Origin of the sequence: Roseixanthobacter glucoisosaccharinicivorans (genome assembly GCF_043195095.2) — a bacterium.
Classification (GTDB): domain Bacteria; phylum Pseudomonadota; class Alphaproteobacteria; order Rhizobiales; family Xanthobacteraceae; genus NCEH01.
In genome coordinates, this window is the sequence record NZ_CM195538.1 from 1738360 (window position 1) to 1759701 (window position 21342).

22 protein-coding genes are annotated in these 21342 nt (G+C 65.5%); 14 read left to right on the top strand and 8 right to left on the bottom strand.

Features of this window, described 5'->3' with window-relative positions; genetic code table 11:
* Genes hutG through V5F78_RS07795 form a run of 3 tightly spaced genes read left to right on the top strand, consistent with a single transcriptional unit; the run spans window position 1 to window position 3127 of the window.
* Entirely contained in the window at window positions 1-834 is an 834-nt protein-coding gene (gene hutG / locus V5F78_RS07785) for an N-formylglutamate deformylase (protein ID WP_394071571.1), read from the top strand.
* Window positions 835-862: 28 nt separating this feature from the next.
* Entirely contained in the window at window positions 863-2530 is a 1668-nt protein-coding gene (gene hutU / locus V5F78_RS07790) for a urocanate hydratase (protein WP_394071570.1), read from the top strand.
* Window positions 2531-2533: 3 nt separating this feature from the next.
* On the top strand, window positions 2534-3127 hold the full coding sequence (locus V5F78_RS07795) for a HutD/Ves family protein (protein ID WP_394071569.1): 594 nt from the start codon (window positions 2534-2536) through the stop codon (window positions 3125-3127).
* Between the two features lie 288 nt (window positions 3128-3415).
* Here V5F78_RS07795 and V5F78_RS07800 read toward each other — a convergent pair whose 3' ends face one another.
* The 5 genes from V5F78_RS07800 to V5F78_RS07820 all read right to left on the bottom strand — a co-directional run bounded on the left by V5F78_RS07800 (window position 3416) and on the right by V5F78_RS07820 (window position 8834).
* Window positions 3416-4798 (bottom strand): UbiD family decarboxylase, encoded by a 1383-nt coding sequence (locus tag V5F78_RS07800; RefSeq protein ID WP_394071568.1) that lies wholly within the window; start codon window positions 4796-4798, stop codon window positions 3416-3418.
* A gap of 76 nt (window positions 4799-4874) precedes the next feature.
* Entirely contained in the window at window positions 4875-5885 is a 1011-nt protein-coding gene (locus V5F78_RS07805) for an ornithine cyclodeaminase family protein (RefSeq protein WP_394071567.1), read from the bottom strand.
* 201 nt (window positions 5886-6086) lie between these two features.
* On the bottom strand, window positions 6087-7118 hold the full coding sequence (locus tag V5F78_RS07810; protein WP_394071566.1) for an ABC transporter substrate-binding protein: 1032 nt from the start codon (window positions 7116-7118) through the stop codon (window positions 6087-6089).
* 26 nt (window positions 7119-7144) lie between these two features.
* On the bottom strand, window positions 7145-8032 hold the full coding sequence (locus tag V5F78_RS07815; RefSeq protein ID WP_394071565.1) for an ABC transporter permease: 888 nt from the start codon (window positions 8030-8032) through the stop codon (window positions 7145-7147).
* 7 nt (window positions 8033-8039) lie between these two features.
* Window positions 8040-8834, bottom strand: coding sequence for an ABC transporter ATP-binding protein (locus V5F78_RS07820; protein ID WP_394071564.1), 795 nt, complete (start codon window positions 8832-8834; stop codon window positions 8040-8042).
* Between the two features lie 483 nt (window positions 8835-9317).
* Here V5F78_RS07820 and V5F78_RS07825 point away from each other — a divergent pair, with 483 nt between their 5' ends.
* From V5F78_RS07825 to V5F78_RS07860, 8 genes are all read left to right on the top strand, one after another.
* Window positions 9318-9725, top strand: a complete 408-nt coding sequence (locus V5F78_RS07825; RefSeq protein WP_394071563.1) for a hypothetical protein — start codon at window positions 9318-9320, stop codon at window positions 9723-9725.
* A gap of 89 nt (window positions 9726-9814) precedes the next feature.
* Window positions 9815-12178 carry a YadA-like family protein gene (locus V5F78_RS07830; RefSeq protein WP_509276694.1) on the top strand — a complete coding sequence of 788 codons (2364 nt, stop codon included), beginning with the start codon at window positions 9815-9817 and terminating at the stop codon, window positions 12176-12178.
* 136 nt (window positions 12179-12314) lie between these two features.
* Window positions 12315-12821, top strand: coding sequence for an invasion associated locus B family protein (locus V5F78_RS07835; protein ID WP_394071561.1), 507 nt, complete (start codon window positions 12315-12317; stop codon window positions 12819-12821).
* Window positions 12822-13066: 245 nt separating this feature from the next.
* The gene (locus V5F78_RS07840; RefSeq protein ID WP_394071560.1) at window positions 13067-13543 is read left to right on the top strand and encodes a hypothetical protein; all 477 of its coding nucleotides are present in this window, start codon (window positions 13067-13069) and stop codon (window positions 13541-13543) included.
* A gap of 202 nt (window positions 13544-13745) precedes the next feature.
* Window positions 13746-14159: a VOC family protein gene (locus V5F78_RS07845; protein ID WP_394071559.1), complete on the top strand. Its 414-nt coding sequence runs from the start codon at window positions 13746-13748 to the stop codon at window positions 14157-14159.
* Between the two features lie 35 nt (window positions 14160-14194).
* Entirely contained in the window at window positions 14195-15277 is a 1083-nt protein-coding gene (locus V5F78_RS07850; RefSeq protein ID WP_394071558.1) for a WD40/YVTN/BNR-like repeat-containing protein, read from the top strand.
* A gap of 21 nt (window positions 15278-15298) precedes the next feature.
* Window positions 15299-15601, top strand: coding sequence for a ubiquitin family protein (locus V5F78_RS07855; protein ID WP_394071557.1), 303 nt, complete (start codon window positions 15299-15301; stop codon window positions 15599-15601).
* Between the two features lie 130 nt (window positions 15602-15731).
* Window positions 15732-16115 (top strand): hypothetical protein, encoded by a 384-nt coding sequence (locus tag V5F78_RS07860; protein ID WP_509276695.1) that lies wholly within the window; start codon window positions 15732-15734, stop codon window positions 16113-16115.
* A gap of 10 nt (window positions 16116-16125) precedes the next feature.
* Here V5F78_RS07860 and V5F78_RS07865 read toward each other — a convergent pair whose 3' ends face one another.
* Entirely contained in the window at window positions 16126-16572 is a 447-nt protein-coding gene (locus tag V5F78_RS07865) for an RrF2 family transcriptional regulator (protein WP_394071555.1), read from the bottom strand.
* Window positions 16573-16715: 143 nt separating this feature from the next.
* The gene (locus V5F78_RS07870; protein WP_394071554.1) at window positions 16716-17039 is read right to left on the bottom strand and encodes a hypothetical protein; all 324 of its coding nucleotides are present in this window, start codon (window positions 17037-17039) and stop codon (window positions 16716-16718) included.
* Between the two features lie 261 nt (window positions 17040-17300).
* On the opposite strand from V5F78_RS07870, the gene V5F78_RS07875 reads away from it, so the two are divergent.
* The gene (locus V5F78_RS07875) at window positions 17301-18740 is read left to right on the top strand and encodes a class II 3-deoxy-7-phosphoheptulonate synthase (protein ID WP_394071632.1); all 1440 of its coding nucleotides are present in this window, start codon (window positions 17301-17303) and stop codon (window positions 18738-18740) included.
* Between the two features lie 103 nt (window positions 18741-18843).
* Here V5F78_RS07875 and V5F78_RS07880 read toward each other — a convergent pair whose 3' ends face one another.
* On the bottom strand, window positions 18844-19350 hold the full coding sequence (locus V5F78_RS07880) for a GNAT family N-acetyltransferase (protein WP_394071553.1): 507 nt from the start codon (window positions 19348-19350) through the stop codon (window positions 18844-18846).
* Window positions 19351-19687: 337 nt separating this feature from the next.
* Between V5F78_RS07880 and V5F78_RS07885 the strand changes: the two genes are divergently transcribed.
* Both V5F78_RS07885 and V5F78_RS07890 read left to right on the top strand, forming a co-directional pair.
* A complete protein-coding gene (locus V5F78_RS07885; RefSeq protein WP_394071552.1) occupies window positions 19688-20617 on the top strand; it encodes a ring-cleaving dioxygenase in 930 nt (309 codons plus the stop codon).
* Between the two features lie 64 nt (window positions 20618-20681).
* Window positions 20682-21329, top strand: a complete 648-nt coding sequence (locus tag V5F78_RS07890) for an alpha/beta hydrolase (protein WP_394071551.1) — start codon at window positions 20682-20684, stop codon at window positions 21327-21329.
* Window positions 21330-21342: the final 13 nt, after the last annotated feature.

Below are 21342 nucleotides of genomic sequence, written 5' to 3' on the forward strand. Positions count from 1 at the left end.
GTGACCTCTTCCTCTCCCGATTGGCTGCGCGTCACGCGCGGAACGGCGCCCCTGGTGGTGAGCCTCCCGCACACCGGCACCGAAATCCCGGCGGCTTATTGCGACGCCCTGGTGTCGCTCCCGCTCGCGCGCAAGGATTGCGATTGGTGGATCGACGAGCTGTATGACTTTGCCAGGGAGCTGAACGCGAGCATCGTGCACACGGCGGTGTCGCGCACGGTGATCGACGTCAATCGCGATCCCTCGGGCGTCTCGCTCTATCCCGGCCAGGCGACCACCGAGCTGTGCCCGACCACGACGTTCGACGGCGAGCCGCTGTATCATGCGGGCCGCGCACCGGACGCGGCGGCGGTGGCGGCGCGGCGGGCGGCTTATTTCGATCCCTATCACACGGCGCTCGCCGGCGAGATCGCCGCCGCACGGGAGCGCCATGGCACCGTCGTGCTCTATGACTGCCACTCGATCCGTTCGGTGATCCCGCGCCTGTTCGAGGGCACCTTGCCGGAATTCAACATCGGCACGAACAGCGGCCAGAGCTGCGCGCCCGAGCTGGTGCGGGCGATCGAATCCCTCTGCGCGGCCACCGGCCGGCCGCACGTCACCGACGGGCGGTTCAAGGGCGGCTACATCACCCGCCAGTATGGCCGGCCCTCGGAGGGCGTGCATGCCGTCCAGATGGAGCTGGCGTGCCGCGCCTATATGCACGAGCCGCTGGGTCCGCTCACGCCGGACCAATGGCCGACGCCATACGACGCCGCTTATGCCGCGCCCCTGCGGGCGGCGCTGCGCGCCATCTTCGAGACCTGCCTCGCCTTTGCCCAGGCGCGAGGCTGACCGCATGCACGACCAGGAAAGACCCGCAATGACCCGCATCGACAATGAGCGCCGCATTCGCGCCCCGCGCGGTTCCGATCTGTCGGCCAAGAGCTGGCTGACCGAGGCGCCGCTGCGCATGCTCATGAACAATCTCGATGCCGAAGTGGCGGAGCGGCCCGGCGAGCTTGTGGTCTATGGCGGCATCGGCCGGGCGGCGCGCGACTGGGAAAGCTTCGACCGCATCGTCGGCGCGCTGCAGCGCCTGGAGGCCGACGAGACCCTGCTCGTGCAATCGGGAAAGCCGGTGGGCGTGTTCCGCACCCATGCCGATGCCCCGCGCGTGCTGATCGCCAATTCCAACCTCGTGCCCCATTGGGCCACATGGGACCATTTCAACGCCCTCGATCGCCAGGGCCTGATGATGTACGGCCAGATGACGGCCGGTTCCTGGATCTATATCGGCTCCCAGGGCATCGTTCAGGGCACCTATGAGACCTTCGTGGAGATGGGCCGGCGCCATTATGGCGGGAGCCTTGCCGGCCGCTGGATCCTCACCGCGGGCCTCGGCGGCATGGGCGGGGCGCAGCCGCTCGCCGCGGTGATGGCGGGGGCCAGTTGCCTTGCCATCGAATGCCAGCCGAGCCGCATCGAGATGCGCTTGAAGACCGGCTATGTGGATGTCCTGGCCAAGGATCTCGACGAGGCGCTGGCGATCATCGAGACCGCCTGCGCGACCAACAAGCCCATATCCGTCGCTTTGCTTGGAAACGCCGCCGAAATCCTGCCGGAGATGATCCGTCGCGGCGTGCGTCCGGACGCGGTCACCGACCAGACCTCCGCGCATGATCCGGTCAATGGCTATCTGCCCGTCGGCTGGACGCTGCAGCAGTGGGAAGACCGGCGCGCCAGCGATCCCAAAGCCGTGACGGCGGCCGCCAAGGCGTCCATGGCAACCCATGTGCGCGCCATGCTCGCGTTCTGGAAGCAAGGCGTGCCGACCGTCGATTATGGCAACAACATCCGCCAGATGGCGCTCGAAGAGGGGGTCGCGGACGCGTTCGACTTCCCGGGGTTCGTGCCCGCCTATATCCGCCCGTTGTTCTGCCGTGGCATCGGCCCGTTCCGCTGGGCGGCGCTCTCCGGCGACCCGGAAGACATCTATCGCACCGACGCCAAGGTGAAGGAATTGCTCCCGGACAACGCCCATCTCCACACCTGGCTGGACATGGCGCGCGACCGCATCAAATTTCAGGGCCTGCCGGCCCGCATCTGCTGGGTGGGGCTGGGAGATCGCCATCGGCTTGGCCTTGCCTTCAACGAAATGGTCGCCTCCGGGGAGCTGAAGGCGCCGATCGTGATCGGCCGCGACCATCTCGATTCCGGGTCGGTCGCCTCGCCCAATCGCGAGACCGAGGCCATGCGGGACGGGTCGGACGCGGTATCCGACTGGCCCCTGCTCAATGCCCTGCTCAATTGCGCCTCAGGTGCGACCTGGGTGTCGCTGCACCATGGCGGCGGGGTGGGCATGGGATTCTCCCAGCATGCCGGCATGGTGATCGTCGCTGATGGCACGCCGGAAGCCGCGCGCCGGCTGGAGCGGGTGCTTTGGAACGATCCGGCGACCGGCGTCATGCGCCATGCCGATGCGGGCTATGAAAGCGCGCTCGACTGCGCGCGCGAACATGGCCTCGACCTTCCCGGCATCCTCGGCTGACCCATGCGCATCGTCCGCGCCGCCGATTGCCGCCGCATGGCCTGGAAGAATGGCGGCGGAGAGACCGTGGAGATCCTCACCGTGCCTGAAGGCGCCGGGCTTTCGGATTTCGACTGGCGCATCAGCTCCGCCACGGTCGCAAGCGCGGGGCCGTTCTCGGCCTTCGCGGGCATTGATCGCACCTTGTGCGTGCTCTCAGGCGAGGGGCTTACCCTCGCGGTCCCCCCGCATGCCCCGGTTCGCCTCGATCCCGCCTCGGCACCCTATCGGTTTCCGGGCGAGGCGGCGGTGTTCGGCACGCCGCATGGCGGCCCGGTGGTGGATCTCAACATCATGACCCGGCGTGCGCGCTTCACCCATGAGGTGACGCGCCTGACGCTCGATGCGCCGCTGAGCGTGCCCAGCGCGGGGGCGGACGTCGTCATTTTCGTGGTTCAGGGTGCGGTGTCTGAGCCAAGCTTCGCCGAGAGCGCGGCCAGCTCTGTCGCGCTAGAGGCCGGCGACTGTGCCCTTCTATCGCCCCAGGACGAGATGGCCGTGCTGACCCCGCTCGGCGGGGCGTGCGAAATCATAATGGTGCGGATCACCCCGGCCTGAGACCGAGCGTCCTTCAGCTGCGGGGTGGATCGTCGAGGCGCCCGACGGCATTGCGCGCGATTGCCTTTCCCGCACCGTTCGTCATGGCCGGGCGTGTCCCGGCCATTCACGCCACGTCGCCCGCACGGGCCTTGAAAAGCCGGTGCCGGCGGCGCCCCGTGGATGCACGGGACAAGCCCGTGCATGACGATCTCTCTTGCAGCGGCGCCGTGCCATGAAGGTCGATCCGGCCTAGATCGGTCCTCCCCCTCTCCGCGCGGGAGAGAGGAAGGACCGCATCGCGCCAGCTCACACCAGAGACTGCACCAGCTTGCGGGCCGCCGCCGTCACGTCCGCAGGCAGGCTGTGGCGCTTGGCATAGGGGCGGGTCTTGCAGGTGGCGTCGATCATCAGCTTGGCGGTCGCGCCGTTGCGGTTGGACGGATCGAGGATCGCGCCCATGCCGTTGCGCACGACGTCCATGTCGGAATCGGCCTGGAAGCGGGTGCACACCGCCCACATGACCTGCTCCTCGTCATAGACGTCCACGTCCGCATCCACCACGATCACCAGCTTGAGGCTGAGATTGTCGCCGAACGCGGCCATGGCGATGTTGCTCGGCTCGCCCGGCGCGGGGTCCTTCACCGCCACATAGGCATGCAGCAGGCAGGTGCCGGATTTGGGATAATGCACCGCCGTGACATTGGGATATTGCACCCGCAGCGACTTCAATTGCCGCGCTTCCTGCGAGACCCCGAGTAGCATCGTGTGCTCGTCCGAAATCCCGGGAATGATGGTGTGGTAGATGGCGTCCTTGCGGTGCAGGATGCTGCTCACCTCCACCGCATTGCGGGTGGAGCGCTCCGAGGCATAGCCGGTGAACTCACCGAACGGGCCTTCGTCCTCGTCCGCATCCAGCAGCAGCTTGCCCTCGATGGCGATCTCCGCGAACGCCGGAATCTCGATCGGGCCGGTGACTCCCTGCACGACCTTCAACGGCTCGCCGAGGAAGCCGCCCGCGATCTCGTATTCGTCGGTGCTGATGGGGCCCTTCCACAGGCCGGAGCCGAAGGTGATCAGCGGGTGGCACCCGACCACGATCACCACCGGCAATTCCTTCAGCCCCATGGCGCTGGCCTTGCGGGCATAGTTCCACAGGTGCCGGCGGCTGTGCAGGCTGGTGCCGAAGCGGGTCTTGCCGTTCACCTGCATGCGGTGGAACGAGGCATTGCGCACCCCGGTCTCGGGGTCCTGGGCGATGAACATCGCATTGGTCAGATAGGCGCCGCCATCCTCGACGAAATGGCGCATGATCGGCAAATACGACAGATCGACCGCATCCCCCGTCAGCACGACGTCGAGAATGGGCCCGGTTTCGAGGACTTCCGGCGCGATCGGCGTCGCGTCGGTATTGGCCCAGCGCTCGATCAGCTTGTCTTCCGGCACGCCGAGCGCCGCCGCGAAGCGGTCGCGGGCGCCATACATATTCATCAGCACCGGAAAGCGCGATCCCTTGACGTTCTCGAACATCAGCATGGGGCTGCCGTGCTTCTCGAACTCGAAGGTGATGGCGGTGGTGTCGTAATCGAGGTTCACTTCTTCATTGATGCGCACCAGCTTGTCGGGGCGGTCCGCCTCGAAAGCGGTGAGAAAGCTGCGCAGATCCTGGTGGTCGTAGGATTTCGGATCCATGGGATGGTCTTTCATTCGGTTCGGCGCCGTGTGGATCTGCGCCGCCGGATCAGGAAACGGGTGGACGGGCGCCGCGTCAGGCGAACCTGAGCCGCTGGCCGATGCCCAGACGGGCGGCCTTCTCCAACATGGCGTGGCCGAGCGCGATGTCGGACAGCGACAGGCCCCGGTGCCAGAACAGGATGGTTTCCTCGTCGTTTTCCCGGCCCGGCTTCAGCCCGGCGACGATCTGGCCCATCTCGGCATACAGGGTTTCCGGCGAGAGCTTGCCCGCCCGCACGTGGGCTCGCAGCGATCCGAGTTCGCCCTCGCGGCACTGGCCCCAATCGTCCACGATCAATTTGGACATGATGTCGGTCAGGGAGAGCTCCACCGCGCTCTTGGTGCCATAGGGCACCACGAACGCCCCCGGCTTGATCCATTCGGTCTTCAGCAAAGGCTCGGGCTTGGTCAGGCGGGATGCCTCGACCACGATATCGGCGCCGCGCACGGTTTCTTCCCAGGTGTCGACGGCGCGGATCTTCTTGCCGAGGTCGCGTTCGAGCTTTTCCGCGAACGGGCGGTAGCTCTCGGGGCGGCGGGAATGCACCCGGATCTCATCGAAATCGAACAAATGATCCAGCAGCCGCACGTTCCAATAAGACGAGCCGCGGGCGCCGATATGGCCGAGGATCTTCGAATTCTTGCGGGCGAGATATTTTGCGCCGAGCGCGGTGATGGCGCCGGTGCGCATGTCGGTGATGCCGCCCGCCTCGATGATCGCCTTGGGCATGCCGGTGTCGCGCGACATGAGGGTGAGCACCGCCATCTCGGAGGGCAGGCCCTTCTCATAATTGAGGTAGAAGTCGCTCACGACCTTCACCCCGGCAATGTCCACATCGCCGCCGATGGCACCGCGCAGCACGTTGAAATGCCCTTCAACCGCCGGGTTGGGGTGCAGATGGACGCGCGGCTCGATCACGGTTTCCCCGCGCCCCTGGGCGGCGAGGCTCTTCTCGATGGCGTCGAGAATCTCGGTGTCGGTGATCTCCAGCGCGGCGATATCCGGGCCGTTCAGGAAGGTGATGTAGATCGGCTTGCTGCTCATAATCTCTTCTTTCCACTGCCCGGTATGGCGCCAAGCCAAAGCCTGCGGCAGGCGAGGGGAGGTGGTTTGCTGGTCTTCGGCGGTTGCGGCGGCGCGCGCGAGGCCGCGCGTGAAGGCACTTCGGGTCGGGGTCCAGGGAAGCGCGATCCGCGCGTGCGGCGCGGCGCGCCAGATGCCCGCCGCCTGCACGCCGCGACGGTGCTATTTCGCCTTGTCGATGAAGCTGTTGGTCCAGAGATCGTTCTCCGAGCCCTTGGCGTCGAACTCCTTGCCGAAATCGGTGCCCACCTCCTTGGCGAAGGTCAGCAGGTTCTGGAAGCTCTGAACGTCCAGGCGGCCGCCGTCGGCGACGCCGCTGGACATCGCCTTGACCCCGGCGACGATGCTGTCCGGCTCGGCCTTCGTGAAAAACTGGCTCTGGATGGCGAGCGCCGTGGGCTCGGGCTTTTGCACCAAAGCGGTGCTCGCCGCCTGCATCACCTTGACCGTGCGCACGATCAGATCGGTGGTCTTGGCATCGACGGGCTTCTTCGCCACCAGCACCAGGAACGGCTGGTGGGCAAGCAACGGGAATTCATCGCCCAGCGACACCAGCACGGTACCGGCCCCGGACTTCTCGGCGAGATATCCTTCCGGCGGCGACAGCACGAACGCGTCGATGCGCTTGTTTTCCAAGGCCGCGCGCAGCGCCGGCGGATTGCCCACCTGGGCCACCTTGATGTCGGTCTTCGGATCGAGGCCACCCTTGGCCGCCAGCCAGCGCGCCGCCGTATCCTGGGCGCCGCCGATCGACGACACGCCGACCAGTGCCCCCTTCAAGGCCGCCAGCCGCTTCTCGATCGGATCGCTGGGCTTGACCCCCGTGCGTTGCATCAATTCGTTGGAGACGACCAGCTGGAGCGTGACCTTCGACATCAGCGAATAGACGATCTGGAACGGCTGGCCCTTGGCCGCCGCGCGCAACACCGCCTCCGACCCGACGGCCGCCAGATCAATATCGCCCGCGTCGAGCGCGGCCAGCGCCGAAGGATCGCCGCCCGGCACAACAGCCGTCGTCAGCGTCAGCCCCTGGGCCGCATAGCCGTCGAGGGCCCGTGCGGCCCAAAGGGGCATGAAGCTGAGCGCCGAGGTGGCCTGGCCGATGCGCACGGTCTGCTGCGCGGCAGCGAGGGTCGGGGAGAACAGGAGCGACGCGCCGATGGCCGCCGCAATCAGATTTTGCACCACGCGCATGTTGCCCTCCAGAGACGGTTTCGGGTTCAGATATCGGTGGGGCGCGCGCCGAGGGGCGTACGCCAGCGCAGCAGACGGCGTTCCAGCCGGCCCGCGAGCACATTGGCGGAGATGACGAAGGCGAGAAGGATGGTGATGCCGGCGAACACGCCCGCCGGGTCGTAGGTGGCGGATGCCTCGTGGATGAACAGGCCGAGCCCCTGCATGGAGGAGGTGAATTCGCCCACGATCACGCCGATCACGCTGTAGGGGATCGCCATCCGCATGCCGAGCACCACGAAAGGCGCGGCGGCGGGCAAATAGACGTGGGTGGTCAATTGCCGTTCGTTGGCGCCCATCACCTTGGCGAGATTGACCAGCTCGCGGTCGACACCCTTCACGCCCGAATAAACGTTATAGAAGACCAGGAAGAACACCATGATCGCGGCGAGCGCCACCTTCGACCACATGCCGATGCCGAACCAGATGATGAACAAGGGGGCGAGCGCGATCTTCGGCACCCCGTAGAAACCCATCACATAAGGTTCGAAAATGGCCGAGAGACGCCGCGAGCGACCGAGCGCATAGCCGCCGATCACGCCGCAGCCGACCCCGATCACATAGCCGAGCACCAGTTCCTGGCCGGTGATCCACAAATGGGGGTAGATCTCGCCACTGGAAAACAGCTCATAGAGCCGCGCCACCACCGCGGTGGGTTTGGAGACGTAGATCTCTTTGATCAGCCGTCCGGACGCCCATTGCCAGAAGGCGATCAGCACGATGCCCGGCAGCAATACCAGCAGCCGCTGTCCCCAGATGGCGGCGGAGCGGCGCGCCGAGCGCGGCGCCGGACGGTCCTCGGCGGGCTGCTTTTCAACGGCGTGCGCGGGCTCTTGGAGCGAGTCTCGCATGCGGGATTCGACCATGTCGTTCATGCGCGCCTCAATGCCGCCGGCGCGCGCCGGCGACCTGTGAACTGAAGGCCGCCCAGACGCGCTCGTAGGTCTGATCGAAGCCGGGCGTGCGGAACGGCTCGAACATGTCGCGCGGTCGCGGCAGGTCAATGGGAATATGGGCGAGCAGGCGCGAGGGGCGCTGGCTCAGCACCACCACGTCGTCGGCCAGGAGGATCGCCTCGGTGATGTCGTGGGTGACGAACACGACGGTCGCGCCGGCCTCCATGGACAGGGCCTGGAGATCGGCCTGCATCACCATGCGCGTCTGCGCATCGAGCGCGCCGAACGGCTCGTCCATCAAAATCACGTCGGGGCGGTAGACCAAGGTCCGCGCGATCGAGCCGCGCTTCTGCATGCCGCCGGACAATTGGTTGGGATAATGATCGTCGAATCCGTCGAGCGCGACCGAGCTGATCGCTTCCGCCACCCGCGCCCGGCGTTCGGCGAGCGGGACGCCGCGCAGCAGCAGCGGCAGCTCGATATTTTCAGCCAAGGTCTTCCAGGGAAACAGCTGTGCCTGCTGGGGGACGAAACCGACGTCACGATTGACGCCCTTCACGAGGTGCCCACGATGGCGCACCGCGCCCAACGTGGGCGCGAGCAAGCCAGCCGCCATTTGCAGCAAGGTGCTTTTCCCGCAGCCACTCGGGCCGATCACCGCGGTGAACCGTCCCGCCTGCACCTCGAAGCTGATGCCGTCCAGCACCCGCATCGCGGCGTTCCGGCCGGGGACGGGAAAGTCCTGCCTGATGTCATCGAAGGCCAGAACGGAGTCCTGCACTGCGAGATCCCCATGCCTAAATCATGTATAGACATAATGAGATTTGCCGCCCGTCAAGCAAGCCCAAATAATGTGCACTTGCTGGGCAGTTCAGCGGCAGCGCGCGGCGGCGCCTTGCCCGAAGCCAATGAGGCGCGTGCCGGGACGTCAGGCAAGAGTCAGAATCGTGCGTTGAGGACGTGCAGCGCCACCTGCGCTTTCCGCGCGTCCTTCGGCACGCCTGTGACGGGCTCACGTCGGAAAGGCTGCCCGGCCCTCTCTCCCCCCTTGGCCCGCGACCGCGGGCCTCGCCCACAAAAATGGGTTGCGGCCCGGAAATCTAAATCTTTGAGTTTAGGCCGATTCCCTCCGGCGGGGCCCTGACGGCCTCCAGAGCGGTGAAGATTAATATAACATTTTGATGAATCGCATTTTAGGACTTTGGCAAGGATCGCTTCGTAGGTTGGCGAACCGCGGGGGGCCGCCATCAATTGATGAGGGAATATGATGTCGGTTGGTGATGATCGTCAGCAAGTCGAAGGTAATATGGTATGCATTGACCATATGGCGGATTGCGTTGCCGTATTCAGAAGTAATCTTCTGTCCGAGCGTTTCGATGCGTGGAGCGAGTCTGACGTAAATCTGATATTCATCCATTATGTTATGGGACTTGTTATGTCCGTATGTGGTCAATCAGCTCCGCAAAAGCAGATTCATTTCATTCAACGTTTGGCGGAGCTGGAAATATCAAGGGAAGAAGCCGTCAGTTCCCTGCATGCCGTGCCTCCGGGCGGGCGGGGTGGTTTGGCACGTGCGGTCGAAGCCGCGGAGCAGGCGGGGCGCCATGATGGCGAAGATATAAAAAAGCCGACGGCGACTTTACGTCGAACCATGGAACTGGGGGCGTTTTAGCGAAAACTTATAGCGCGTTATTTTGGGGGGGATCTGTGTCGTATTTGAGTAACGTGCGTAATCGGTGTTCTCCATTTGGGATCACCGCTATGAAATCCTCAGATCGGCGGCGCCTTATTGCAAGTTTGCGGCTTGCTCATAGGAGTCTTGGCTTCCGTCGCAAATCACTTACCCTCGGGTTTGGCCTGGGAGGTGCAGCGGCCGGCTTGCTCGGCTTCGTCACCGTCGCCAATGCCGGCGGCTATGTGATTGGAAGCAGCAGCGGCGCCGGGAGCAGTGCCGGGCTCAGCAATCTCTGCCTCACGCTCGACGATCCTTCGTCCTCTTCCGCAGCCTGGAGCTGTCAAGTCGGCACCGCGAGTGGCGGGCTCGGCTGGGTGTCGGGCGTCGTGGGAAATTCGCTGGCGGTTCAGGCCGCAAATCTTGGCAGCCTGGCGGGGGCGCAGTCGATCGTGATCGGCACGCAGGCCACGAGCGCCACCGGCGCTTCGTCGATCGCGATCGGCGCGGGGGCCACAACCGCAAGCGTGTCGAACGGGGTTGCGCTTGGCACCGGCGCCACCGTGGGCGTCGCCGGGGGAGTTGCGCTTGGGCAAGGCGCGGTCGCGAATACGGCCGCCGGCCTTGATGGCTACGTGCCGACCGGTGCGAGTTCCGCCAACGCCATCGCGGCCACCAAGAGCACATTGGCCGCGGTTTCGGTTGGCGACGCCGCGAGCGGACAGTTTCGCCAGATCAACGGTGTTGCGGCCGGAACGGCAGATTCCGATGCGGCGAATGTCGCTCAGGTCAAGGCGGTGACCGCCAGCGTGTCCAATCTCTCGGATCGCTCGGTGATGTATGACGGCGCGGTTGGCAGCGCGAAGGACACCGTCACCCTTGCAGGCAGCACCGGCACGACGCTGACAAATGTAAAGGCGGGCGCGGTCTCCGCCGCGTCCAGCGACGCGGTGAATGGGGCACAGCTTTATTCCACCAACCAGGCGGTCGCGGCGCTCGGCTCCGATGCCTTGAAATGGAATTCGTCCCTCGGCGCGTATGACGCCAGCCATGGGAGCGGATCGGCGCAGAAGATTTCCAATGTCGCGGCCGGAACGCTGGATACGGATGCGGCCAATGTGGGTCAGGTCAATGCGGTTTCCGCCGGCGTGGCCAATCTTTCGGATCGCGCGGTGCTGTATGACGGCGTTGCCGGAGATCCGAAAACCACCATTACCCTCGCCGGCAGCGGCGGCACGCTCCTGACCAATGTGACGGCGGGTGCGGTTTCGGCAGCGTCCAGCGATGCGGTGAATGGGTCGCAGCTTTTCGGCGTGTCGCGCAGCGCCGCGACGGTCTTCGGCGGCGGTGCCTCGGTCGCGTCCGACGGCACGCTCATTGCTCCCACCTATCGCGTCGATCATGCGAATTACAATAATGTCGGCGACGCCATCGGAGCGGTCGACACCAAGCTGTCGAGCTTGAATACGACGCTCTCGAACGTGGTTGGCAGCACGCCTTATGTTCAGGTCAATGCCACCGGGCCGGTCAGCCGGGCGACAGGCACCGACAGCATCGCCATTGGCTCCTCCGCCCAGGGCGCGGCGGCCAATTCCACGGCGATCGGCCAGGGGGCCAGCGCGAATAATGCGGGGGATGTCGCACTCGGATCAGGCTCCACCACGGCCGCTGCCGTTCAGACCTCGACCATGACCATCAACGGCACCACCTATGCGGTCGCGGGAACGGCAACCAGCACGGTCTCTGTGGGAGCGGTGGGGGCGGAGCGCACCATCACCAATCTTGCGGCCGGCCAGGTCAACGCGACCTCGACGGATGCGGTCAATGGCTCGCAACTCTACGCCACGAACCAGGCGCTTAGCTCGGCTGTCGGCAGCATCGGCGTGCTCGGCAGAACGGCGGTTCAGTACGACACCGACACCAGCGGCAACAAGCTCAACTCGATCACGCTGGCCGGCGGGGACGCGAATGCGCCGGTGGTGATTTCGAACGTAGCGGCGGGCGTCGCAAGCAAAGATGCCGTGAATGTTGCTCAAATGAAGACGGGACTGAGCGAAACTCTCGCCTCTGCCAACACCTATACCGATTCAAAAACCTCCTATGCCATATCAACCGCCAATACTTACACCGATACCAAGTCGCAGCAGACCTTGACGCAGGCGAATGCCTATACGGACCAAAAATTCGCCAGCCTCAACAGCCAGATCGCGACCGCGCGCACCGAGGCGCGTCAAGCCGCGGCGGTCGGCCTTGCCGCGGGATCACTGCGCTATGACGACCGGCCGGGGAAGGTCAGCGCCGCGGTCGGGGCAGGGGCCTGGGGCGGGGAGAGCGCCTTCGCCATGGGGCTGGGCTACACGACCCCGGACCAGAGGATGCGCATGAATATCTCGGGAAGCAGCGCCGGTGGGGATTGGGGCGCGGCCGGAGGTCTGAGCCTCACCCTCAACTGATAGGGGGCGTGTCATGTGGGTCACCCGGGGACGTCGGGGCGCCATGTGCGCCGCGGCTCTCACACTCCATCTGCTCGCGTGCGGGGCGGCGTTTGCCGCCGAGAAAGCCAAAAAACACGAACCGGCTAAGCCTTCCGTGTCACAGGAGCTTTCGCCAGGCTATCTCGTGAAGCCGTCCGATGTGGTTCCGCCACCGGACGTGCCGCTCGGGCAATATTTGCGCACCATCCGCCCGTTCCCCAACTGGACGCTGATTTGCGATGAGAACCGGGTCAAGAAGCGGAAGGTCTGCAATATTTCGCAGGAGATCCTGGGACCTTCGGGTGCAACCGTGTTCAGCTGGTCGCTTGCCGCCATGGACGACGGTCGGCCGGTGATGATTGTACGGACGCCGCCCGCCGCCGGCTCCGGGACGGTCGCGCTCGATCTTCGTGACGGCCAGCCCCCCGTTACGGTTCCGGTTCGCGGGTGCAACGAGCGCCTGTGCATCTCCTATTTGTCCCTGGAGGCCCGCCTGCGTGCGGCAATCGAGGCGGAGCGGGTGATCGGGATTACATATGATCTCCAGGTGAATGGCGCGGCGCGGCACGAGTCCTTTCGCGCCCCGCTCGCCGGCCTCACCCAGGCGCTTTCAGCAATCTGAGCCGAGACGAATGGCGCGCGTTTCCGCGCATCAGGGGCCTTTCTGGAACCACGCTTATGACTGAAAAACAAAGCGTCTACGAACGCATCATCGGATCAAGCCGAAAGCCTGCCGTCGAACCCGGCGGCGGCAAGCATCGCGTCTCCACGCGGCGAATTTTTCTGACGGCGGGCGCTGTGGCCAGCTTGCTGGCTTGTTTCGCTCTCGGGGTAGTGGTGTCGCAGCACGGCGGGATACCGGGCCTGATGAGCCGGTCCGATCAGGCGCCGTCGGGCGCGCTCGATGGCAAGGACCTGTTCACCGCCCATGCCTTGGCCAATGGCGTGCAAACCTGCGCCGCCACCTATGCGAAGCTTGGCAAGGCGCTGACGACCGGGGCGAATTATGCCTTCCAGACCCAGGTGGCGGAAACCGCCCCCAATCAGCATGCGGTGCAGGGCACCGTCGGCATGCAATTCAGCGCCAATTCGCGCTTGGCCGGGCAGGCCGCGGGTGTGATCCTGGTGGCGCCCACGGCAGGCGCCTGCGAAGGCAATTTGGTGCGCGTGGTTCCGATCAAGCAGCGCTGCCAGGATGCGCCCTCGCTTCTGCCTCCTGGCTCGAAGCTCATGTCGCCCCTGTCGGACCTGCCATTCTATGCGCTTCCCACGGGCGAACAGACCTTGTTCCTGCCGGTGGGCGAAAATTGCGTTGCCGTTACGACTTTGCGCTCCGGGTCCTGAGCCAGGGGCGCGCTGCCCTGGTGGGGGGCGGTCGTGGTCCGTCTTGCGAGCGGCGACAGCGTCGGCTCCCCCGGCGCAAAAAAAAGTCACGGCAGCCTGTCGGCCGCGTGCACATTCGTACGTCCTTGCCCAGAACGCCCGCGCGGCATGCACCCGCGCGCGCCGATGCGACGGCAGTGTCGCAGGACAAAGGGAGAATGTGATGCTGGTCCAACCCTACCTGACGTTCGATGGCAAGTGCGAGGAGGCGCTCGCCTTCTACAAGACCGCTCTTGGCGCGGAAGTGGACCTGTTGATGCGGTACAGCGAGGCGCCCGAGCCGCCACCGCCGGGCATGGTTGTCCCGGGTTCCGAAAACAAGATCATGCATGCGAGCTTCAAGATCGGTGAAAGCATCCTCATGGCGTCCGACGGGGGATGCCGGAACAGCACCAGCTTCCAGGGCTTCAGCCTCTCCCTTGCCGTTGCGAGCGAGGCCGAGGCGCAACGTGTGTTCACCGCCCTCTCGCAAGGTGGGCAGATCCAGATGCCCCTTGGACAAACCTTTTTCTCGCCGTGCTTTGGAATGGTCGCGGACCGCTTCGGTATTAGCTGGATGGTCAATCTGGTGCCGTGAGGCCGGGACGGGCTCTTGCTGGGATGGAGGAGACGATGGCGAAGAAAGTCCTGGTGCTGGTGGGCACGAAGAAAGGTGCCTTCATCGCGGAAAGCGATAGTGCGCGGCAAAGTTGGGAGGTGCGCGGCCCGTTCTGCGAGACCTGGCCTCTCAACCACGTGGTGGGCGATCCCCGCACGGGAACCATTCATGCCGCGGGCGGCAACGAATGGTTCGGCCCCGCGGTCTGGAAGTCGAGTGACCTCGGCGCGAGCTGGACCCATTCGAGCGAAGGTCTTGCCTATGATCCTGGTGCGCCGCCGGTGAAGACGGCATGGAGCCTCGCCCATGGCGCCGACGCGCTCTATGTGGGCGTCGAGCCGGCCGGACTGTTCCGCAGCACTGACGGTGGAGAAAGCTTCACCCATCTGCCCGGATTGCAGGCCCATCCGTCCCGCTCCGACTGGCATCCCGGCGGGGCCGGGCTGATCCTGCATTCGCTGGTGCTGAACCCGCAGGACAATGCGCAGATCTGGGTCGGCATCTCGGCCGCCGGCGTGTTTCACTCCGCCGACGGGGGCAAGACGTGGGAACCCCGCAATCGCGGTACGCGGGCGGATTACATGCCGGAGGGACAGAATTATCCCGAATTCGGCCAGTGCGTTCATTGCCTGGTCATGGCGCCCAATCACCCGGAACGGCTGTACCAGCAGAACCATTGCGGCATGTATCGCAGCGATGACGGCGGACGCAGCTGGCAGAGCATCGAGGCGGGCTTGCCGTCCTCGTTTGGCTTTCCGGCCGCCGTGCATCCGCGCGACGACGAGATGCTGTATCTGATCCCCTTGAACGGGGACACGGCGGGCCGCTTCATGCCCGACGCGCAGGCCGCGGTGTGGCGCACCGCCGATGGCGGCCGTTCCTGGGAGAAGCATACCGATGGCCTGCCGCAGCAGGGGGCCTATTTCAACGTCCTGCGCCAAGCCATGGCCACCGATGCGCTGGAACCCGCAGGGGTCTATTTCGGCACCAATTCCGGGGCGTTGTACGCCAGCGCCGACGAGGGCAGCCGTTGGACCTGTATCGCGGCCCATTTGCCGTTGATCACTTCGGTGGAAACCCTGGTGGTCGAGGTGTGACCTCGTGGCAGGATGATGCGCATGGATGACGCCGAAAAGAGCGGCACGCATACGAAGCCCGAGGTGCTCGTGCGCTTGCCGGACCATCTGGTCCGGCTTTTTCCCGGCGCGGAGCGGCGGGTGTGGCTGCGCGGAGCGACGGTTGACGAGATGCTCCATGCGCTCGATGCCCGCTGGCCGGGGATGCGCGACCGCCTGTGTGATTCCACGCCGGCGGTGCGTCGACACATCAACATCTTCGTTGGCGGCCGGCGCGCCCGGCTGGCGACACCCCTGGTTCAGGGCATGGATGTCTTCGTCCTGACCGCCATCAGCGGCGGTTAGATCGAAGATTGGTCGTGGATACGCATGCTGAGTGACGAAGCGACGCCGGGCAGCTATATTCGTTAAGCATAGTCTTTCATATCTGCCATCTGGCGCATCGCGCAAACGCGCGCCTTTTGCGGAGGGCCGGATGGGTTTCAGTTTTGAAGACCGCATCAATATCCGGGAGGATTATGCGGCACGTGGCCCACGCTTCGTTCAGATGTCGAAGGGGCTGGTGCTTTTGCTCCTCTGCTTCGCCATCCCGGCCGGCTGGATCTATTTCAACGAGCGGATCAAGATTCCCGAGGTCGAGCGCGCCATGCCCTATGCAGCGCGCGATATGGTCGGGCTGCTGCGATCTTATAATCACGACGTTCGCGTGGAGCGGCTGGCGGACGGAAAGCTGGTCTATGCAGTGGACGGGCACGCCCCGGCTGACTTGAAAGTCCTGGCGCGAGACTATCCGCAATACGATCTTCAGCGTTTCGCGGCGCAGCCACCGTCGCCGTATCTCGGGCCCAACCGGCACTAATCCCGCGCGCTCAGATATAATCCACGAACGAACCGAGTTGGTCGGCGGAGAGATCGCGCATCTGCGCCAGCGTGTAGGTATCGAGCACGGTGCCGATGGCGTCGCGCACCCGCACCATCAGCAGGCGCACTTCGCAATGGGCGATGTCGCAATCGTCGCACGGCACATAGGCATTGCGACTGGCGCAGGGCAGGGCGGCCAGCGGCCCATCCAGGGCACGGATCAGGTCGCCGACGATGATCTCCTCCGCCGGCCGGGCCAGACGATAGCCGCCGGTGCGCCCCTTCTTGCTGGATAGCATGCCGGCGTTGCGCAATTCACCAAGGATCACGTCCAGGAATTTCTTTGGAATCTGGTTCGCCTCGGCGATATCGGCCACTTGAACGGAGTCGCCTGGGGCGAGGCGGGCGAGATGAACCGCCGCCTTGAGCCCATATTTACCTTTTTTCGTCAGCATGCTTGCTCCCCTCGCCCCCTTTTGGGTCGTCCGCGTACGGGGGTCAACCGGGCTGAGGGGCGCGGCATCCGTCCATCGGCTCAGGGTCTGCGACAGAGGACTGCCGGCGAGACGGTATCTCGTGGCTCGCGGTTCTTATCGGATCAGCGGCGCACTGGCACGCGGGCGGGCGCCGGACGCAAGGCGGGGACGCCCGGGCCGCGAGCACGCCGGCCCCCTTTCGGCGCGGCGGGCTGCCGCGGCTCGTCCTCACCCAGCAGCATGACGGCCACGCCCATCTGCACGCTTGAGAAGGTGAGACCCATCGCGAAGGTTAAGACGAAGGCGGGAAGCCACGCCTCGCCGCTGCCGGTGAGCAGGGTGCGCAGATGCCCAATATCCAGCGCGACCAGCCCGCCCACGAACGCCACGGCGAGGGCAAAGCCAAGCGCGGCGTGCTTGGCGAGGAAGATCACAAGCTTCGGCATCTTCAACTCCCGGACCCTCCGGTGGCCGGCATGGCCAATGCCCCGACACTGCTCTGTGAAGATAATCCGTTCCGCTGCAAACGCTACCCCCCTGCTTTCGTAGCGGAATATTCCCATATGAGGCTGATCTGGCGGCCGGTGACGGGTTCTCTTACGCTGTGCCGGCTGCTGGTGTATAAGCCGCCGTTCCGGCACCGCATCATGGGGTTGGCCTTGCCCAAACAGCCGGGCAGGCCGCCGGACGACCCGATGGAGAGCATCATGACGACCCGCTTCGTATCCGACCGCAACCCTGGCGCCGAGACCTCCTCTCGCCGCGCCGAAGGCTGGCGTCCGGATTCCTGGCGATTTTATCCGGTCGTGCAGATGCCGAACTATACCGACGCGGAAGCCCTCAAGGAGGTGGAGCGCAAGCTTGCCTCCTACCCGCCGCTTGTTTTTGCAGGTGAAGCCCGCCGCCTGAAGGCAGAGCTTGCCAAGGTGGCGAAGGGGGAGGCGTTCCTTCTCCAGGGCGGCGATTGCGCGGAAAGCTTCGACGAGCATTCGGCCGACAACATCCGCGATTTCTTCCGCGTGTTCCTGCAGATGGCGGTGGTGACCGCGTTCTCGGGCGGCGTCCCGGTAGTGAAGGTGGGCCGTATCGCCGGCCAGTTCGCAAAGCCGCGCTCCTCCGACATCGAGACGGTGAACGGCGTGGATTTGCCGAGCTATCGCGGCGATATCGTCAATGACATCGCCTTTTCGCCCGAAGCGCGCCAGCCGGATCCGCGCCGCCAGATCGAAGCGTACCGCCAGTCGGCGGCGACGCTCAATCTGCTGCGTGCGTTCGCGACCGGCGGCTATGCGAACCTGTCCAACGCCCATCAATGGATGCTGGGCTTCGTGAAGGACAGCCCGCAGTCCCATCGCTACCAGGAACTGGCGAACCGCATCACCGAGGCGCTCGACTTCATGCGCGCCTGCGGGATCGACCCCCAGTCCCATCCGGAGATGCGGACTACGGACATCTTCACCAGCCACGAAGCGCTGCTGCTCGGCTATGAGCAGGCGTTGACCCGGGTGGATTCCACATCCGGCGACTGGTACGCGACCTCCGGCCACCTGCTGTGGATCGGCGACCGCACCCGTCAGCCGGACCATGCGCATGTGGAATATTTCCGCGGCATCCGTAACCCGATCGGCATCAAGTGCGGCCCTTCGCTGTCCGGCGACGGGCTGCTGCGCCTGCTGGATATCCTCCAGCCGGACAATGAGGCCGGGCGGATCACGCTGATCTGCCGCTTCGGTGCGGACAAGGTGGGCGAGCATCTGCCGGCCTTGATCCGCGCGGTGGAAAAGGAAGGCCGCACCGTGGTCTGGTCGTGCGATCCCATGCACGGCAATACCATCAAGGCCGGCTCGGGCTATAAGACCCGCCCGTTCGACCGCATCCTGTCGGAGATCAAGACCTTCTTCGACGTGCATGCGGCGGAAGGCACTTTTGCCGGCGGCGTGCACCTGGAAATGACCGGCAAGAACGTCACCGAATGCACCGGTGGCGCACGGGCCATTTCGGATGAAGACCTGCGCGATCGCTACCACACCTATTGCGATCCGCGTCTCAATGCGGAGCAGTCCATCGAGCTGGCCTTCCTGGTGGCCGAGCTGCTGAAGCGGGAGCGTCAGGCACGCGCCCGCCCGGATTTCGCCGCTGCCGAATGAGCTGGCTGGCCCTGTGCCGCCGCCCTAACATGACGACGCCCCCGGAGAGATCCGGGGGCGTTTTCGTTTCCAGAGGCCGGATCTGCCGGGAAACGGCGGCGTGCTACGCCGAGGGGCGCCCGCGTGCCATTCCCGAAACACCCTCGAATGCGCCGGGCTGCAATTCGGCCACCAGAAGCCGGCCGGGGTCCACCGGGCCGGGCAGGGTGACGCGGCCGCTGGCCACGGGCTTGAAGCCGAACCGCTGATAATAGGGCGCATCGCCGACGAGCAGGATCAGCCCATGGCCGGCCGCCCGTGCGGCCGCCATCGAATCCTGCATCAGCCGCGCGCCGATACCCACCGACTGAAACGGCGGTTCCACCGTCAGCGGTCCCAGCAGCAAGGCGGGATGGCTGCCGATCTCGATCGGGGTCAGGCGCACCGATCCCACCATCATGGTTCCGAGATAAGCGACGAAGGACAGCGCGGGATCATGCGGCGCCTGTTCCCGCAGCCGAAAGGCGGTGCGGGCGAAGCGGCCGGGCCCGAAGGTGCGCCGATGCAGCTTGTCGATGGCGGGCGCATCGGCGGGAGATTCGAGCGCAATGGTGACGGGAAGTTCGGTCATGGGAAGGAAACCAGGCAGGAAGCAAGGGGCCGCGCCGGCGGACGGCCGGGCGCGCGGGCAGGCGTCAACGATCACGCACCGGTCCGGCGCGCGCCTTCAGATCGTCGTCGCTGCTGCACCTGCCTCATAATAGGTCCGACCCAAGCAAAAGGAGGCCGGCGGATAGCATGCGCGCGCGGCGCGGTCCAGCACCCCGGACGCCGTGGCTGTGGCTTGAGCCACGGCCGTTTCCCAAAGGGCAAAGTCTGTTTGCGCTTCTGCAATGTTCTGGCCGTTGAAGAATGATTGGCTTGCTCTATTTCAAGGAGGACAGAATTTTCGCTCACAGGAGCCAGCCATGACCAAGCACGGCATTCACCACGTCACTGCGATTTCCGGTCCCGCCCAGCGCAACAAAAGCTTCTACACCGACACGCTCGGCCTGCGGCTCGTGAAGAAGACCGTCAATTTCGACGATCCCGGCACCTATCATTTCTACTATGGCGATGAGGTCGGCCAGCCCGGCAGCATTCTCACCTTCTTCCCGTGGGAACATGCCGCGCCCGGTCGCCTCGGCATTGGCGAGACACAGGAAACCGTGTTCCGCGTGCCGGAAGGCGCGATCGGCTATTGGACGCATCGCTTCGTCGAGAAGGGCGTGACCCATGAGGCTCCGGCGCGGCGCTTCGGGGAGAGCGTGCTGAGCTTCCGCGACCCGGATGGGACCCGCCTTGCGCTCGTCGGTGTGGCCGGCGCGGAGAAGGAGCCGGCCTGGAGCGCCGGGGAGATCCCGGCCGAGGTTGCCATTCGCGGCTTTCACAGTGTCAGCCTGCTGGTCGCCGATGCGGCCCCGACCGGTGCGATCCTGACCGACGTGCTCGGCTTTGCCGAAGCGGCCCGCGAGGGCGGCCTGGTGCGCTTCAAGACCGAGGCGTCCATCGGCGGCATCGTGGATCTGCGCGTAGCCGGGGACTTCCTGCGCGGGCGGGCTGGTGCCGGTTCCGTGCATCACGTCGCCTTCCGCGCCGCCGATGACGCGGCGGAGGCGGAAATGGTGAAGCGGCTGGCGGAGAACCACGGCATCCACACCACCGAGCAGAAGGACCGCAATTACTTCCGCTCGGTCTATTTCCGCGAGCCCGGTCACGTGCTGTTCGAGATCGCGACCGATATCCCCGGCTTTGCCGTGGACGAGCCGGCGGCCCAGCTGGGAGAGGCGCTGAAGCTGCCGTCCTTCCTCGAACCGCGCCGGGCGGACATCGAACAGGTGCTTCCGGCCCTGGTCTGATCCTTGAGAACCATTCCGCACCCGCGCCGCGCATCGGCGCGGGGCCAGCCACGCGAGGTCTGTCATGACCATTTCCACTCAAGGCGCGGACGCCGCGCTCGCCTTCACCCATCGCTTCGAGCCGGCGCCCCGCCCCGGAGCCGCGCCGCTGCTCCTGCTCCACGGTACGGGCGGAGATGAGGGCGACTTGCTGTCGCTCGGCCGCGCCCTGTCGCCGAATTCAGCGCTGCTCTCGCCGCGCGGAAAGGTGCTGGAGGGCGGCAGGCCGCGCTTCTTCCGCCGGCTCGCGGAAGGCGTGTTCGACCACGAGGACGTCAAGCGCCGCGCAAACGAACTGGCGGATTTTGTTGGAGACGCGCGCGCGCGCTATGGCCTCGCCGCGCCGGTGGCGGTCGGGTTCTCCAACGGCGCCAACATCGCCGCCGCCATGCTGCTGCTTCGGCCTGAAGTCCTTTCGGGCGCCGTGCTGCTGCGCGCCATGGTTCCGCTGGACCAGGCGCCGGAGGCGGATCTTGCCGGCGTGCCCGTGCTGATGCTCTCCGGCGCCATGGACCCCATCGTCCCGGCAGACAATGTTGCGGCACTGGCGCGGATGCTGTCGGCGAATGGGGCGGCGGTCGAGCAGGTCACGGTTCCAGCCGGCCACGGGCTGACGCAATCCGACCTCGCCACGGCGCGCAACTGGATCGGAGCCCTGCGGGGCACCCGCTGAGGGCGGGGTTGGT

Bases quoted from the DNA above. Each gene is read 5' to 3' on its own strand.
- V5F78_RS07855 (WP_394071557.1), top strand. From the start codon at position 15,299: ATGGATGACGCCGAAAAGAGCGGCACGCATACGAAGCCCGAGGTGCTC.
- V5F78_RS07805 (WP_394071567.1), bottom strand. From the start codon at position 5,885: ATGAGCAGCAAGCCGATCTACATCACCTTCCTGAACGGCCCGGATATC.
- V5F78_RS07850 (WP_394071558.1), top strand. From the start codon at position 14,195: ATGGCGAAGAAAGTCCTGGTGCTGGTGGGCACGAAGAAAGGTGCCTTC.
- V5F78_RS07825 (WP_394071563.1), top strand. From the start codon at position 9,318: ATGATGTCGGTTGGTGATGATCGTCAGCAAGTCGAAGGTAATATGGTA.
- V5F78_RS07795 (WP_394071569.1), top strand. From the start codon at position 2,534: ATGCGCATCGTCCGCGCCGCCGATTGCCGCCGCATGGCCTGGAAGAAT.
- V5F78_RS07890 (WP_394071551.1), top strand. From the start codon at position 20,682: ATGACCATTTCCACTCAAGGCGCGGACGCCGCGCTCGCCTTCACCCAT.
- V5F78_RS07875 (WP_394071632.1), top strand. From the start codon at position 17,301: ATGACGACCCGCTTCGTATCCGACCGCAACCCTGGCGCCGAGACCTCC.
- V5F78_RS07885 (WP_394071552.1), top strand. From the start codon at position 19,688: ATGACCAAGCACGGCATTCACCACGTCACTGCGATTTCCGGTCCCGCC.
- hutU (WP_394071570.1), top strand. From the start codon at position 863: ATGACCCGCATCGACAATGAGCGCCGCATTCGCGCCCCGCGCGGTTCC.
- V5F78_RS07845 (WP_394071559.1), top strand. From the start codon at position 13,746: ATGCTGGTCCAACCCTACCTGACGTTCGATGGCAAGTGCGAGGAGGCG.
- V5F78_RS07830 (WP_509276694.1), top strand. From the start codon at position 9,815: ATGAAATCCTCAGATCGGCGGCGCCTTATTGCAAGTTTGCGGCTTGCT.
- V5F78_RS07880 (WP_394071553.1), bottom strand. From the start codon at position 19,350: ATGACCGAACTTCCCGTCACCATTGCGCTCGAATCTCCCGCCGATGCG.
- V5F78_RS07840 (WP_394071560.1), top strand. From the start codon at position 13,067: ATGAGCCGGTCCGATCAGGCGCCGTCGGGCGCGCTCGATGGCAAGGAC.
- V5F78_RS07865 (WP_394071555.1), bottom strand. From the start codon at position 16,572: ATGCTGACGAAAAAAGGTAAATATGGGCTCAAGGCGGCGGTTCATCTC.
- V5F78_RS07860 (WP_509276695.1), top strand. From the start codon at position 15,732: ATGGGTTTCAGTTTTGAAGACCGCATCAATATCCGGGAGGATTATGCG.
- V5F78_RS07810 (WP_394071566.1), bottom strand. From the start codon at position 7,118: ATGCGCGTGGTGCAAAATCTGATTGCGGCGGCCATCGGCGCGTCGCTC.
- V5F78_RS07815 (WP_394071565.1), bottom strand. From the start codon at position 8,032: ATGAACGACATGGTCGAATCCCGCATGCGAGACTCGCTCCAAGAGCCC.
- V5F78_RS07870 (WP_394071554.1), bottom strand. From the start codon at position 17,039: ATGCCGAAGCTTGTGATCTTCCTCGCCAAGCACGCCGCGCTTGGCTTT.
- V5F78_RS07800 (WP_394071568.1), bottom strand. From the start codon at position 4,798: ATGGATCCGAAATCCTACGACCACCAGGATCTGCGCAGCTTTCTCACC.